Here is a 14,203-nt window from a genome sequence, read left to right as displayed (position 1 = left end):
CGACAAGTATCGACCCATCCGCGGGATTAGTCGAGCCAGCCTTGCAGATTGCGTTCCGCCACCCCGACCAGCGCCTTGATATGCGCGTCATCGTCGTTGAGGCAGGGGATATAGGTGAAGCTCTCGCCGCCCGCCTCGACAAAGGCTTCCTGGATCTCTTCCTGAATTTCCTCAAGTGTTTCAATGCAGTCGGCGGAAAATGCGGGGGCAATCACCGCGATGTTTTTCTTGCCGGCTTTGGCCAGACGCGCCACCTCTTCTACCGTATAAGGTTTCAGCCATTCTTCTGGCCCAAACACCGATTGGAAGGTGGTGGTGATGTCATCCTCGCCCCAACCCAGACGCTCTTTCAGCAGGCGGGTGCTTTTCTGGCATTGGCAATGATAGGGGTCGCCTTCGGTCAGATAGCGGATCGGCATGCCGTGGTACGAGACCACCAGCAGATCCGGCCGCTTGTCCAACGCGGCATAGCCCCGTTCAACTGACTGCGCCAGGGCATCCACATAGGCGGGATCGTCGAAATAGGGTTCAATCGTGCGCGCGGCGGGTTGCCATTTCTCTTCCATCAGGGCGCGGAAAAACTGGTCATTGGCCGTGCCCATCGTGGCGCCCGCATATTGCGGGTACAGCGGGAAGAATAAGACCCTATCACAGCCCGCCTTGACCATTTCCGCCACTTTCGACTTGGTGGATGGATTGCCGTACCGCATGCAGAAATCCACCATCACACGGTCACCGTACCGCGCGGACAGCTCAGCGTTCAGCTTGGCGACCTGCTGTTTGGTGATGGTCATGAGCGGGCTTTCTCCCTGCTCTTCATTCCAGATCGACTTATACGCCTCGCCCGAGGATTTCGGACGTTTGGTCAGGATGATCGCCTGCAGGATTGGTTGCCATTTCCAGGCCGGGTAATCGATCACCCGCTTGTCCGAGAGAAATTCATTCAGATAGCGCCGCATCGACCAGTAATCATACCCATCGGGCGTGCCGAGATTGGCAAAAAGAATGCCCACTTTGCGGGGTTTGATCTGCGGGTGATCTGCGGGTTTTTCCATGATCATGGCTGTGGCTCCTGCGCGCTGCTCTGCCCATCAGATAGCGGCTTTTCTTTTTGGGTCAATTGATCCGTGACAATCTGTTCCGTCAATCGGTCAGTTTTGTCTCGCTCGTGTTCAAAACATCCGCCAGTCGCGCCGCGGCGGATCCGGGGCGCAGCGGTTTGGGTTGGCTGTCATCCGGGGCCCATCCGGTCAGGGTGATCAGTTCAAAACTGGCAGATATGCGACCCTGTTCCGCCGGAAAATGCTGTTTGTAGCGGGCATTCGCCTGATCGAAAAAGGATCGGGGCATGGGAGTTGGATTGCGGCTGGCGAGCGCATTACGTTCCCCCATCAAGCGCAGATCGCGCATCAGGGCGTAGATATCCCCATAGGTGACGTCGCGCGCCATACTGTCCGCCACAGGAAGTGCAAACCCGGCGCGTTGAAGCAGCGCCCCCAGGTCGCGGATTTCCCCCATGGGGGCCACGCGGGGGGACAGGCCACCCCTCATTTCCGTCTCTGTTTCTGCCAAAACCGCTCGTAATTCAGCAAGCGTTTGCCCTCCGAAGCAAATCCCAAGCAACAGCCCGTCCGGTTTCAGTGCCAGGCGGCATTGCACAAGTTGCCCCACGGGATCGTTGGCCCAGTGCAACCCCATCGCGTGGATCACGAGGTCATGGGCTTCGCGTCCCAGCGAAAGCGCATCGGAATCCGGGACAATTTTGGCGTTTGGAAACGCTGCGCCCCAGACCTCGGGGAAGCCGGTCACAATCGCGGGTGATGTAAACCTTCTGTTAACCATATTCAGGCGATCATGGATCTCGTCCACCGCCAGGTCTTGAAGGAACATGCCATCAGGTCGCGCGCGGGCGCGGGCTTGGGCCAACTGGTCGGTGTCGGTCAATTTGGGCGGGGTCGGGTTGCGATCGGTCATGATCGCGGACCATAGAAGGAGGGACAGGAAATGCAAACAGCCCTTGGCCTGCTTTATCCGCCGCAATGTGTCAGCTGTGGCGACCCGGTCGAAAGTGATTTCGGCCTGTGTGGATCGTGTTGGCGAGAGACGCCCTTCATCGAGGGGTTGGTTTGTGATCTGTGCGGCAGCCCCCTGCCCGGCGATGAGGGTGAAGATCAGGTGCATTGCGATGATTGCCTGACCACGCCGCGCCCCTGGGATCATGGCCGCTCGGCGCTGTTGTATCGTGACAATGCGCGGCGCATGGTTCTGGCGTTGAAACATGGCGATCGCACGGATCTGGCGCGTCCCGCGGCGGGGTGGATGGCCCGTGCGATCAGGCCGGTGATGCCGCAGGACGCCGCCGTGGTTCCAATCCCCTCCCATTGGACGCGTCTTTTTCAGCGGCGCTACAATCAGGCGGCAGAGCTGGCCAAGGCACTGGCGGGGCGTGAGGGGCTTGATTTCATGCCGGATGTTCTGATCCGCCCCCGTCGAACGCGCACCCATGATGGGCTGACGATGGAAGAGCGTTTTGCCAATATGAAAGACGCGGTGCGCCCGCACCCGAAACGGGGGGTGCAGCTGACCGGGCGCGACGTGATCTTGGTCGATGATGTGATGACATCGGGGGCAACCTTTGCCGCCGCGACCGAGGCCTGCCGTCGCGCGGGGGCCAACAAGGTTGTGATCCTGTCCCTTGCGCGCGTTGCGAAAGACGTTTGATGTCCTATATATCCTTGGCAACAAACCGAGGATCACCATGCAGCCTGTCACCATCTACACCAGCGCCCTTTGCGGCTTTTGCCACGCGGCGAAACGTCTTTTGAAACAGAAAAACGTGGAGTTTGACGAGATTGATGTGGGGTTCGACCCGGATCGTCGTCAGGAAATGATGTCTCGTGCCAACGGCCGCCACACCGTGCCGCAGATCTTTGTTGGCGACATTCATGTGGGTGGCTGTGATGACCTGTATGATATGGAGCGCGCTGGCAAACTGGATACGCTTCTGCAAGGGGCTGCATGATGCGGATCGGGTTGGTGCAAATGACCTCGGGCGAGGATGTGGGTGCCAACCTGATCGCAGCCTTGGCGGGCCTGCGCGAGGCCGCCGAAGGTGGGGCGCAATTCGTGCTGACGCCGGAAGTCACCAATGTTTTGTCCTCATCGCGCCGGGTGCAAGAGGCGCAGATTTCGCATGAGGAAGACTGCGCTTTTCTGACCGCCATACAGGATGAGGCCAAGGCGCTGGGGATCTGGGTGCTCATTGGGTCGCTTGCGGTGAAGACCCATGATCCGGACGGGCGCTTTGCCAACCGGTCCTTTCTGATCTCGCCCTTGGGCGATATCACCGCGCGTTATGACAAGATCCACATGTTTGATGTGGAGATCGACAACCAGGAGAGTTATCGCGAAAGCGCCCATTATCGCCCCGGCGATCGGGCCGTTCTGGCAAAGACGGATTTTGCGCGTATTGGCATGACCATCTGCTATGACCTGCGGTTTCCGCATTTGCACCGGGACCTGGCCCAAAAGGGCGCTGAGATCCTGACCGTGCCGGCCGCCTTTTCCCCCGTGACCGGGGCTGCACATTGGGAAACGCTGCTGCGCGCGCGGGCGATTGAAACCGGCTGTTTTGTGCTGGCCCCGGCGCAATGCGGGCAAAATACACAAAAACGTGCGACACATGGTCATTCACTGGTTGTTGCGCCATGGGGGGAAATTCTGGCAGATGGGGGCAAACTACCCGGCGTTACTCTGGTCGATCTGGACCTGAATGAGGTAAAGCGGGCCCGGGCCCGCGTGCCCGCATTGACCCATGATCGCAAATACGAAGGCCCCTGAATGTCCGAGCAAAACTCAAATCAGAACACGGACAACCTTTCCGTCGCGCTGTTCAGCGAGATGTTCATGGCCGATCAATTGGCCCGGAACCGCCTGTCCAAAGCGCTGCCCAAGGGGATGGAGCTGAGCCATTTTTCCGTGCTCAACCATTTGGCGCGGTCGGGTGAGGAAAAAAGCCCGGCGCAGCTGGCCAAGGCGTTTCACGTGACGCGCGGTGCGATGACCAACACGTTGAACAAGCTGGAATGGGCCGGCCATGTGCATATTCGCCCCGATTGGGACGACGCGCGGCGCAAATTCGTGACCATTTCGCCCGCAGGTCGGTCGGCGCGGGACGCGGCGCTGCAGTCGATTACGCCGATCATCGGCAATATGGTTAAGAAAATCGGCACCGATAAAATCAAACAGGCCTTGCCGGTCTTGCGTGAGATGCGGCAAATCCTCAGCGAACTGGAATGAGGGGCCCGCGCCTTTCCTGTCTGGAATTCGCCAGTGACATGATGGTGCAGCGTGGTCAGACCCACCTGCAAGACCTGCCGGACCGCGTGGTGCAGATCACGCAGGACGAGCCGAATTTCTGGTTTGGCAACAGGGTGATATTTCGTGATCCCCCAAAGGATGCCGCCGCCCTGATCGCGCAATTCCATCATGACGTGCCGGATGCGCGCCATATCTGCCTTGGCTGGGATATCCCGCAGCTGTCGCTGGCAGAGGTGCAAGCGGTTTGTGCTGGCACCGGGTTGATCGTGCAGGAAGGGGACACGTTAACCCTTCCCGGGACGCTGACCCGTGCGCACATGCCCGAGGGGGTCGCGTTTCGTCCTTTTACCTCTGATCAAGACTGGTCCCAAAGCGAGGCGATTGCCGCAGTGGATCTTCGTCTGGACGGCGCACCAGAGGCCGGGATGGACGCGTTCTTGCAATCAAAAACGCAGGCGCGAAAAGCGCAGATCGCCAGGGGATATGGTCAGTGGTTTGGCGCGTTTGAAGGCGATCAATTGCTTGGGGATATGGGCATATTCTTCGATGAAAGCTTGATCCGGTATCAATCTGTTCAGACCCATACAGCACATCGTCGCCGGGGCATCTGTTCCGCCCTGTTGTGCCACGCGCTTGACTGGGCCAGGCCACGTGCGCCCGAGGCGCTGCCAATGATCGTGGCGGATGCGGGCAGTGAAGCCGGGCGGCTGTATCGTCGTTGCGGGTTTGTGCCAACCGAAACAACCATCAGCGCCTATCGGCCACCCCCGGATTGAGGTGTGTTAGGGTCTGTTTCCCTAATCCTTCCCAGCTGCGCGGCGCATCCGACGAATGGAACGGTTCATGATCTTCTGCCGTTCCGAAATCGTCTCATCCAGGCTGCGGCGTTTGCGTTCGATCCGCTCTTCCAGAACCTTAAGTCGCGCCACTTCGTCGTCACTCGCGAAATCGCGCCACGAGCGGTGTTCCTTGATCAGTTTTTCGGACGGGCTGGTCATAGGGCAATCCTGCGGGCAATCCTGCATGGTCTTTGTACAGTGATACCCACTGTACGGCCCAGACGTCAATCATGCCCTATGCCGGCTCAGCCGCCGGGTTTCACACTCGCCGTAACATAGTTCACCGACAGATCCCGGTCCGAGATCGACCATTGCCAGGTGAGCGGATTGAACACAAACCCCTTGCGATCCACCACGCGCAGCAGGCTTTCGGCCAGCATATCCTCCAGCTCGTCCGGGGTGATGAATTTCGACCATTCATGGGTGCCCTTCGGCAACCAGCGCATCACGTGTTCCGCGCCGACAATCGCCACCATGAAGGATTTCGGGTTGCGGTTGATCGTTGAACAAATCAGCAGCCCACCGGGTTTCAAGAGCTTCTGGCACGAGGTCAGAAAGGCCAGCGGATCGGCCACATGTTCGACCACTTCCATGTTCAGCACCACATCGAACCGTTCGCCCGACGCTTCGATGGCTTCGGCGGTGGTGTGCCGATAATCAATCTCCAACCCCATCTCTTCGGCATGGGTTTTGGCGACCGGGATGTTGCGTTCGGTGGCGTCAGCGCCAACCACATCGGCCCCCAGCCGCGCCATCGGTTCCGACAGCAGCCCACCGCCGCAACCGATATCCAGAATGCGCAGCCCCGCAAAGGGTTTGTCATCGGCCAGGTCGCGCCCGAACTCTGCCGCGATCTGGCTGGTGATGTAATCCAGCCGCACCGGGTTCATCATGTGCAGAGGTTTGAACTTGCCGGTCGGGTCCCACCATTCGGCAGCCATCGCCGCGAATTTCTCAACTTCGGATGGGTCGACGGAACTGGTGGCGGAACTCTGGGTCATCTCGCGTCTTTCTGATAGCAGGGGCCTGAGAGGCACTATATAATGTTTCCATGGACAAGGCCGCAGGAAAAAACAGCGCAGCCGGAGGGCTCTATCCCCCGATCGAACCATATGACCGGCATATGCTGGATGTGGGCGACGGTCACAAGATCTATGTTGAACAAAGCGGCAATCCCATGGGCATTCCCGTGGTGGTGTTTCATGGCGGTCCCGGCGGCGGATGTTCGCCGCAGATGCGCCGGTTCTTTGACCCGAATTCCTACCGGATCATCCTGTTTGATCAGCGTGGATGCGGGCGGTCGCGCCCCCATGCAGAGGTAGAAGGGAACACCACCTGGCATCTGATCGCTGATATCGAACATATTCGTCTTACGCTGGGTGTGGATCGTTGGATCATTTTTGGCGGCAGCTGGGGGGCGACCCTTGCGCTGATCTATGCGCAGGCCCATCCGGCGCGGGTGGCCTGGCTGGTGCTGCGCGGCGTGTTTTTGGCGCAGCGGGCTGAACTGGATTGGTTTTATGGCGGGGGCGCTGGGCGGTTCTGGCCGGAACTGTGGGAAGAGTTCACCTCTCTCGTGCCTGAAGATGAGCACGATGATCTGATCGGGGCCTATAACCGGCGGCTCTTTTCCGGCGATTATGGCGAAGAGGTGCGCTTTGCCAAAGCCTGGGCCGGGTGGGAAAACGCGCTTGCGTCGATCCAGAACCGGGGGCATCTGATGGATGCGCCTGCGGATTACGCGCGCGCCTTTGCGCGATTGGAAAACCACTATTTCCACAACAGTGCCTGGCTGGAAGAGGGTCAGATTCTGCGCAATATGCCCAAGATTGCCCATATCCCGGGGACAATTGTGCAAGGTCGGCATGATATGATCTGCCCGCCCGTTGCCGCGCATAGCCTGCACAAACGCTGGCCCAGTTCGACCCTGCGCATGGTGCATTTCGCGGGGCACGCCCTGTCGGAACGTGGTGTGACGGAAGAGCTGACCTATACCATGGACAAGCTGGCCCGCCAGCGCGACACGCTGGGCGCCTGACCGCCAACTGTGCGCCATTGCACGGAAATATGTGCGCCCTGCCCTATTGTGCGAAATCCCTCGGTCGATCAGACTGAACTGACAGCCAATCTGGACGGGAGGAAAGACCATGGCAGATCAGCCAAAAATCGAAGCGCGCGACAATGGCCCGTTGGTGGCCAAGGATGTGACCAGTCTGGAAACCGAAACCGGTCAGGCGGAAGACTGCAAACCCGTCATGGGTCTGTGCCGATGTGGCCAGTCGAAAAACAAACCCTTTTGTGATGGCAGCCATGTGGAGGCCGGGTTTGACAGCAGCCCCGGCACACCCGCGGGGCGCGACCGGTTGATTGCCTATGAAGGGCAAGAGGCCACCGTGTATTACAACCCGATGATCTGCTCGCACGCTGCGGAATGTGGGCGGATCGCAAGCCATGTCTTCAACCCCGCCCAAAAACCATGGGTGCAGCCCGACAAGGGCACGATGGAAGATCTGCGCGCAGTGGTCACCGCCTGCCCGTCTGGCGCGCTGTCCTTCAAAGGGGCGGATGGGGCAGCGGAACATCTGGTTCCCGACGGTCCGCAAATTCGGGTGGAAAAGAACGGGCCCTTGTGGGTGCACGGGGTCGAACCGCCCGTTCTGCCCAAGGGCGAAGGGCAATCGGCACAGAAATATGTGCTCTGCCGATGTGGTCTTTCGGGCAACAAACCCTTCTGCGATGGGACGCACCGCGATGAAGGGTGGAAAAGCGACGACTGACACCCCATCTTCTTGGCAGATTGTGTTGAGGAGACAGAGATGGTTGAGCCCAAAACATTCTGGGATAAGATTGCCGAGAAGTATTCTCGTGATCAGATCAAAGATATGGCGAGCTATGAATACAAGCTGGCCAAGACGCAGGAGTATATGCGGCCAGACATGAAGGTGCTGGAATTTGCTTGCGGCACCGGGTCGACCGCTCTGATCCACGCGCGCCATGTGGCAGAGTATCACGCGGTGGACCTGTCGTCCGAGATGATCCGCATCGCGCGGGCCAAGGACGGGGCGAACAAGATCAGGTTTGAGGTGGGCGATTTCACCACCATGGCGCTGGACCCCGCCAGTGTGGACATGGTGCAGGGCCATTCAATCCTGCATCTGCTGGATGATCCCGCCGCCGCGATCCGCAAAGCCTATGACACGTTGAAACCCGGCGGGGTGTTTGTCACCTCCACCGCCTGCCTGGGCAAACTGTGGTGGCTGAAACTGGCCCTGCCGATTGCGCAGATGCTGGGCAAAGCGCCCTCGGTGACATGGTTCACCGAGGATGACCTGCGCCAGATGATGCGCGATGCGGGATTTGAGATCGTCGAAGACTGGAAACCCGAAGGTGGTATTACTGCTCTGTTTCTGATCGCGAAGAAGCCGGGATAAGCGCTGAAATGGGGGCAGTGTCCCTGCCCCCTTGCATTTCCCGCCAATCCCGCCTATATCCCAATTCAACAGCGGCGCGTCGGGGTCCAAACTCGAAGCTCCACCGGTAAGACGAACGGGCCCGCTGGCCCGTTTTTTTGTTTTTGGGGGATTGGTATCCCGATGACCCCCGATAGGAGAATACAGTGACCGAATTGGTTGCCAAAACCGCAATGGATCAACGCCTCGCCGGCATCGTCGGCCCGGTGATCGAAGGCATGGGGTTTGAGCTTGTGCGCCTGCGTCTGCAGGGTGGCAATACGCCGATGCTGCAGATCATGGCCCAGCGTCCCGATGGCGGGATTGAGGTGGATGAATGTGCCGAGATCTCAACCGCGATCAGCGCCGTGCTCGACGTGGAAGACCCGATTGAGGACAATTATACGCTTGAGGTTGGTTCGCCCGGCATTGACCGCCCGCTGACGCGGCTGAAGGATTTCGACGCCTGGCAGGATTACACCGCCAAGATCGAAACCACCGAACTGATCGACGGGCGCAAGCGCTTTCGGGGCACCCTGATGGGCACCGAAGGCAACGAGGTGCTGATCGAGATTGAGAACAAGGGCGAGATGGTCACCATCGGCCTTGACTTTGACTGGCTGGCAGATGCCAAGCTGGTCATGACAGATGATCTCATCCGGGACGTGCTGCGCGCGCGCAAGGATGCTGGGCAAATTGACGAAGCCCAATTTGACGAAATTCAGGAAATTACCGGTTCCGAGGAGGACTGACCATGGCAATCACGTCTGCCAACCAGCTTGAGCTGCTGCAAACCGCCGAGGCCGTGGCCCGCGAAAAAATGATCGACCCCGGTCTGGTGATCGAGGCGATGGAAGAAAGCCTCGCCCGGGCCGCCAAATCGCGTTACGGCGCGGAAATGGACATCCGCGTGTCGATTGACCGCAAGACCGGCCGCGCCACCTTTACCCGTGTGCGCACCGTGGTCGAGGATGAAGAGCTGGAAAACTACCAGGCTGAGCTCACCGTCGAGCAGGCCAAACAGTACATGGAAAACCCACAGGTCGGGGATGTGTTCAGCGAAGAAGTGCCGCCGGTGGAAATGGGGCGCATCGCGGCCCAATCCGCCAAGCAGGTGATCTTGCAGAAGGTGCGCGAAGCGGAACGTGATCGCCAGTTCGACGAGTTCAAGGACCGCGTGGGCACGATCATCAACGGTCAGGTCAAGCGCGAAGAATATGGCAATGTGATTGTCGACGTGGGCACCGGCGAAGCCATCCTGCGCCGCAACGAAAAAATCGGCCGCGAAAGCTATCGCCCGAACGACCGGATCCGCTGCTACATCAAGGATGTGCGCCGCGAAACCCGTGGCCCGCAGATCTTCCTGTCGCGCACCGCGCCGGAATTCATGGCGGAACTGTTCAAGATGGAAGTGCCGGAAATCTATGACGGCGTGATCGAGATAAAGGCCGTAGCCCGTGATCCGGGCTCGCGCGCCAAAATCGCCGTGATCTCCTATGACAGCGGCATTGACCCGGTGGGGGCCTGTGTTGGTATGCGCGGCTCGCGCGTGCAGGCCGTGGTGAACGAGCTGCAGGGTGAAAAGATCGACATCATCCCGTGGAACGAAGATCAGCCCACCTTCCTTGTGAACGCGCTGCAGCCGGCCGAAGTGTCGAAAGTGGTGCTGGATGAAGAAGCCGGCAAAATCGAAGTTGTGGTTCCCGACGAACAGCTGTCGCTGGCGATTGGCCGCCGCGGTCAGAACGTCCGTCTGGCCAGCCAACTGACCAACCTCGACATCGACATCATGACCGAGGCCGAGGAATCGGAGCGTCGCCAGAAGGAATTCGCCGCGCGCACCGCGCTCTTCATGGAAACGCTGGATCTGGACGAGTTCTTTGCCCAGCTGCTGGTGGCCGAAGGCTTCACCAACCTCGAAGAGGTCGGCTATGTCGAACTGGACGAGCTGTTGGTGATTGACGGTGTGGACGAAGGCACCGCGCAAGAGCTGCAGACCCGGGCGCGCGAGTATCTGGAAGCCCAGGCGGCCAAGGCGCTGGAAAATGCCCGCGCGCTGGGGGCCGAAGACAGCCTGATCGCCTTCGAAGGGCTGACCGCACAGATGGTCGAGGCCCTGGCCGAAGACGGTGTGAAGTCACTGGAAGATTTCGCCACCTGTGCGGACTGGGAACTGGCCGGCGGCTGGACCACCGTGGACGGGCAGCGCATCAAGGATGATGGCTCACTGGAGAAATTCGGTCTGTCGCTGGAGGAAGCGCAAGACATGGTGATGACCGCCCGGATCATGCTGGGCTGGGTTGATCCCGAAGAACTGGTGTCGGACGCCGAAGAGGGTGAAGACGCTGAAACCGCTGCCGAAGCCACAGAGGCAACTGAAGCCTGATTTCGGGCTTCTCGGGGGTCGGCGTATGACGCGCGGTGGATCAAAATCGCGGCCTGAAGAGCCGGAACGCAAGTGCATCGCGACGGGCGAGAGCCAGCCGAAAGCTGGCCTCATCCGCTTTGTCGTGGGGCCGGACGCAATGGTTGTGCCGGATCTTCTGGGCAAGCTGCCCGGGCGTGGCATCTATGTGGCGGCCAACCGCGCGGCCATTGCCACGGCGATCAAGAAAGGCCTGTTTTCGCGCGCGGCGCGCCAACAGGTCACGGTGCCGGATGGGCTCTTGGATCTGCTTGAAAAAGCCTATGCCGATCGGGTGGTTCATCTGATCGCCATGGCGCGCAAAGCGGGTCAGGCGGTGGCCGGATATGAAAAGGTCAAGGACTGGCTGGCGAAGGAAGAAGCCAAGGTTCTGATCCAGGCAATTGACGGGTCCGACCGTCAGAAATCGAAACTGCGCCCCCCACGGGAGCGTGACCGTTACATCAACTGCCTGACCGGGGATGAGCTCGGAATGGCGTTTGGACGGGAAAATGTGATACATGGTGCTCTTGCGGCTGGTGGTTTGGCCTCTCGTGTTGTAGAGGAAGCCAAGAAATTGACAGCCATGCGGGCGCTAGACAGCGGCGGTGACAAGGGTCACCGGAAAGGTACGAAGACCAGATGAGCGAGAATGACGGCAAAAAGACCCTGGGGCTGCGCGGCGGAAGCCGCCCTGGCCAGGTGAAGCAAAGCTTCAGCCACGGGCGCACCAAGAACGTCGTGGTCGAAACGAAACGCAAACGCGTTGTTGTGCCCAAGCCGGGTGCAGCTGCCGGTGGTGCTGCGTCGCCCGCAAAAGGGGATCCCAAGAAGCGCCCGGGCGGCATTTCTGATGCGGAAATGGATCGTCGCCTGAAGGCATTGCAGGCCGCAAAAGCCCGCGAAGCTGACGAAAAAGCCAAGCGCGAAGCCGAAGAAAAGGCCCGCGAGGAAGAACGTCAGCGTCGTCGCGAAGAGGCAGAGGCCAAAGAACGTGCCGAACGTGAACGCGAAGAAGCGCTGAAAGCCAAGGCAGACGAAGAAGCCCGCAAGAAACGGGAAGTCGAAGAAGCGGCCAAACGTCCGAAAGCAGCGGCACCAAAACCGGATCCCGCAGCGGCCCAGGCGGCGGAAGCGCGCACTGCCAAAACACCCTCTGCGACCACGCGGTCGAAAAAGGATGATCGCGGCAACGCCGATGCCAACCGCCAGAACCGTGGCAAAGGCCGTGACGACAACCGTCGGTCCGGCAAGCTGACCGTGAACCAGGCGCTGTCTGGCCGCGAAGGGGGGCGTCAACGCTCGGTCGCGTCGATGCGTCGTCAACAGGAACGCGCCCGTCAGAAAGCCATGGGCAATGTCGAGCGTGAAAAGGTTGTACGCGACGTGCAGGTGCCCGAGGCCATCGTGGTGTCGGAGCTTGCCAACCGTATGGCTGAACGTGTGGCTGACGTGGTCAAGTCGCTCATGAAAATGGGCATGATGGTCACGCAGAACCAATCGATTGACGCGGATACCGCGGAACTGATCATCGAAGAGTTCGGCCACAAGATCGTTCGTGTGTCTGACGCCGACGTGGAAGATGTGATCGATCAGGTTGAGGACAAGGAAGAGGATCTGGAGCCGCGCGCCCCGGTCATCACCATCATGGGTCACGTTGACCACGGTAAAACCTCGCTGCTTGACGCCATTCGCGACGCGAAAGTGACCGCAGGCGAGGCCGGCGGCATCACCCAGCATATCGGCGCCTATCAGGTGCAGACCGATGATGGCGTGACGCTGAGCTTCCTCGACACACCGGGCCACGCGGCCTTTACCTCAATGCGGGCCCGTGGTGCGCAAGTGACTGATATCGTTGTGCTTGTGGTTGCTGCTGATGACAGCGTCATGCCGCAGACGATCGAAGCGATCAACCACGCCAAGGCGGCCGAAGTGCCGATGATCGTGGCGATCAACAAATGCGACAAACCTGCCGCTGACCCGGACAAAGTGCGTGCCGAGCTTCTGCAACATGAAGTGATCGTCGAGAAGATGTCGGGTGAAGTGCAGGATGTGGAAGTGTCCGCCATCACCGGTCAGGGCCTGGACGAGCTTTTGGAAGCGATTGCGCTGCAATCCGAGATCCTGGAGCTGAAGGCCAACCCGACCCGCTCTGCCGCTGGTGCGGTGATCGAGGCGCAGCTGGATGTGGGCCGTGGCCCCGTTGCCACCGTTCTGGTGCAGAACGGTACGCTGAAACAGGGCGACATCTTTGTTGTGGGCGAGCAGTGGGGTAAGGTCCGCGCGCTGGTCAACGACAAGGGCGACCGTGTGAAAGAAGCAGGCCCGTCCGTTCCGGTCGAGGTGCTTGGTCTGAACGGCACGCCCGAAGCGGGTGATGTTCTGAACGTGGTCGACACCGAAGCCCAGGCGCGTGAGATTGCGGAATACCGCGAACAAGCCGCCAAGGACAAACGTGCCGCCGCGGGTGCCGCCACCACGCTGGAACAGATGATGGCCAAGGCGAAGGCGGATCAGAATGTGGCAGAACTGCCCATCCTGGTGAAGGCCGACGTGCAGGGCTCTGCCGAAGCGATTGTTCAGGCGATGGAAAAGATCGGCAATGACGAGGTGCGCGTGCGCGTCCTGCACTATGGTGTGGGCGCGATCACCGAAACCGATATCGGCCTGGCCGAAGCCTCGGGTGCCCCGGTCATCGGGTTCAACGTCCGCGCCAACGCATCTGCCCGCAACAGCGCCAACCAGAAGGGTGTCGAGATCCGCTATTACTCGGTGATCTATGACCTGGTGGATGACGTGAAAGCGGCGGCCTCAGGCCTTTTGTCGGCAGAGGTGCGCGAGAACTTCATCGGCTATGCCGAGATCCGCGAAGTGTTCAAAGTGTCGGGCGTTGGCAAGGTTGCCGGCTGTCTGGTCACCGAAGGCGTCGCCCGCCGGTCCGCCGGTGTGCGCCTGTTGCGCGACAACGTGGTGATCCACGAAGGCACGTTGAAAACGCTGAAGCGCTTCAAGGACGAAGTGAAGGAAGTTCTGTCTGGTCAGGAATGCGGTATGGCGTTCGAAAACTATGACGACATTCGTCCGAATGACGTGATCGAGATCTTTGAACGCGAAGAGATCGCCCGGACGCTCGACTGATCATAGATGCAAGACACAAGAAAGGCGCCCCATTGAGGGCGCCTTTTCTTTAT

16 protein-coding genes are annotated in these 14,203 nt (G+C 59.8%); 12 read left to right on the top strand and 4 right to left on the bottom strand.

Annotation, left to right across the window (positions count from 1 at the left end; all coding sequences use genetic code 11):
- Window positions 1–26 precede the first annotated feature (26 nt).
- Window positions 27–1,061, bottom strand: coding sequence for a ferrochelatase (gene hemH / locus ACP15V_RS09985; protein ID WP_424943539.1), 1,035 nt, complete (start codon window positions 1,059–1,061; stop codon window positions 27–29).
- Window positions 1,062–1,143: 82 nt separating this feature from the next.
- Window positions 1,144–1,974 (bottom strand): SAM-dependent methyltransferase, encoded by an 831-nt coding sequence (locus ACP15V_RS09980; protein WP_424943538.1) that lies wholly within the window; start codon window positions 1,972–1,974, stop codon window positions 1,144–1,146.
- A 30-nt stretch (window positions 1,975–2,004) separates the two neighbouring features.
- Between ACP15V_RS09980 and ACP15V_RS09975 the strand changes: the two genes are divergently transcribed.
- The 5 genes from ACP15V_RS09975 to ACP15V_RS09955 are packed head-to-tail and all read left to right on the top strand — an operon-like array spanning window position 2,005 to window position 5,096.
- Window positions 2,005–2,721 carry a ComF family protein gene (locus ACP15V_RS09975; protein ID WP_424943537.1) on the top strand — a complete coding sequence of 239 codons (717 nt, stop codon included), beginning with the start codon at window positions 2,005–2,007 and terminating at the stop codon, window positions 2,719–2,721.
- Window positions 2,722–2,758: 37 nt separating this feature from the next.
- Window positions 2,759–3,022, top strand: a complete 264-nt coding sequence (grxC, locus tag ACP15V_RS09970) for a glutaredoxin 3 (RefSeq protein WP_424943536.1) — start codon at window positions 2,759–2,761, stop codon at window positions 3,020–3,022.
- On the top strand, window positions 3,022–3,840 hold the full coding sequence (locus ACP15V_RS09965) for a carbon-nitrogen hydrolase family protein (RefSeq protein ID WP_424943535.1): 819 nt from the start codon (window positions 3,022–3,024) through the stop codon (window positions 3,838–3,840). The genes grxC and ACP15V_RS09965 overlap by 1 nt, the downstream gene beginning before the upstream one ends.
- The gene (locus ACP15V_RS09960; protein WP_424943534.1) at window positions 3,841–4,299 is read left to right on the top strand and encodes a MarR family winged helix-turn-helix transcriptional regulator; all 459 of its coding nucleotides are present in this window, start codon (window positions 3,841–3,843) and stop codon (window positions 4,297–4,299) included.
- Window positions 4,296–5,096 carry a GNAT family N-acetyltransferase gene (locus ACP15V_RS09955; RefSeq protein ID WP_424943533.1) on the top strand — a complete coding sequence of 267 codons (801 nt, stop codon included), beginning with the start codon at window positions 4,296–4,298 and terminating at the stop codon, window positions 5,094–5,096. The genes ACP15V_RS09960 and ACP15V_RS09955 overlap by 4 nt, the downstream gene beginning before the upstream one ends.
- A gap of 21 nt (window positions 5,097–5,117) precedes the next feature.
- Here the strand turns inward: ACP15V_RS09955 and ACP15V_RS09950 are convergent, their stop codons facing one another.
- Together ACP15V_RS09950 and ubiG are read right to left on the bottom strand one after the other, a co-directional pair.
- Entirely contained in the window at window positions 5,118–5,318 is a 201-nt protein-coding gene (locus tag ACP15V_RS09950) for a hypothetical protein (RefSeq protein ID WP_424943532.1), read from the bottom strand.
- A gap of 86 nt (window positions 5,319–5,404) precedes the next feature.
- On the bottom strand, window positions 5,405–6,160 hold the full coding sequence (gene ubiG / locus ACP15V_RS09945) for a bifunctional 2-polyprenyl-6-hydroxyphenol methylase/3-demethylubiquinol 3-O-methyltransferase UbiG (protein WP_424943531.1): 756 nt from the start codon (window positions 6,158–6,160) through the stop codon (window positions 5,405–5,407).
- A gap of 50 nt (window positions 6,161–6,210) precedes the next feature.
- Between ubiG and pip the strand changes: the two genes are divergently transcribed.
- From pip to infB, 7 genes are all read left to right on the top strand, one after another.
- On the top strand, window positions 6,211–7,197 hold the full coding sequence (gene pip / locus ACP15V_RS09940) for a prolyl aminopeptidase (RefSeq protein ID WP_424943530.1): 987 nt from the start codon (window positions 6,211–6,213) through the stop codon (window positions 7,195–7,197).
- 109 nt (window positions 7,198–7,306) lie between these two features.
- Window positions 7,307–7,936, top strand: coding sequence for a CDGSH iron-sulfur domain-containing protein (locus ACP15V_RS09935; RefSeq protein ID WP_424943529.1), 630 nt, complete (start codon window positions 7,307–7,309; stop codon window positions 7,934–7,936).
- Window positions 7,937–7,975: 39 nt separating this feature from the next.
- Window positions 7,976–8,590 (top strand): class I SAM-dependent methyltransferase, encoded by a 615-nt coding sequence (locus ACP15V_RS09930; RefSeq protein ID WP_424943528.1) that lies wholly within the window; start codon window positions 7,976–7,978, stop codon window positions 8,588–8,590.
- 185 nt (window positions 8,591–8,775) lie between these two features.
- A complete protein-coding gene (rimP, locus tag ACP15V_RS09925) occupies window positions 8,776–9,360 on the top strand; it encodes a ribosome maturation factor RimP (RefSeq protein WP_424943527.1) in 585 nt (194 codons plus the stop codon).
- 2 nt (window positions 9,361–9,362) lie between these two features.
- Window positions 9,363–10,994 (top strand): transcription termination factor NusA, encoded by a 1,632-nt coding sequence (gene nusA, locus ACP15V_RS09920; protein ID WP_424943526.1) that lies wholly within the window; start codon window positions 9,363–9,365, stop codon window positions 10,992–10,994.
- Window positions 10,995–11,019: 25 nt separating this feature from the next.
- Window positions 11,020–11,658 carry an RNA-binding protein gene (locus ACP15V_RS09915; RefSeq protein ID WP_424943525.1) on the top strand — a complete coding sequence of 213 codons (639 nt, stop codon included), beginning with the start codon at window positions 11,020–11,022 and terminating at the stop codon, window positions 11,656–11,658.
- Window positions 11,655–14,150, top strand: coding sequence for a translation initiation factor IF-2 (gene infB, locus ACP15V_RS09910; RefSeq protein ID WP_424943524.1), 2,496 nt, complete (start codon window positions 11,655–11,657; stop codon window positions 14,148–14,150). Before ACP15V_RS09915 ends, infB begins: the two co-directional genes overlap by 4 nt.
- Window positions 14,151–14,203 lie beyond the last annotated feature (53 nt).

The sequence above is a fragment of the Aliiroseovarius crassostreae genome, from assembly GCF_049803815.1.
GTDB lineage: Bacteria > Pseudomonadota > Alphaproteobacteria > Rhodobacterales > Rhodobacteraceae > Aliiroseovarius > Aliiroseovarius crassostreae_A.
The sequence above is the reverse complement of the archived record's forward strand: the minus strand, read 5'-3'. Positions and strand labels throughout refer to the sequence as shown.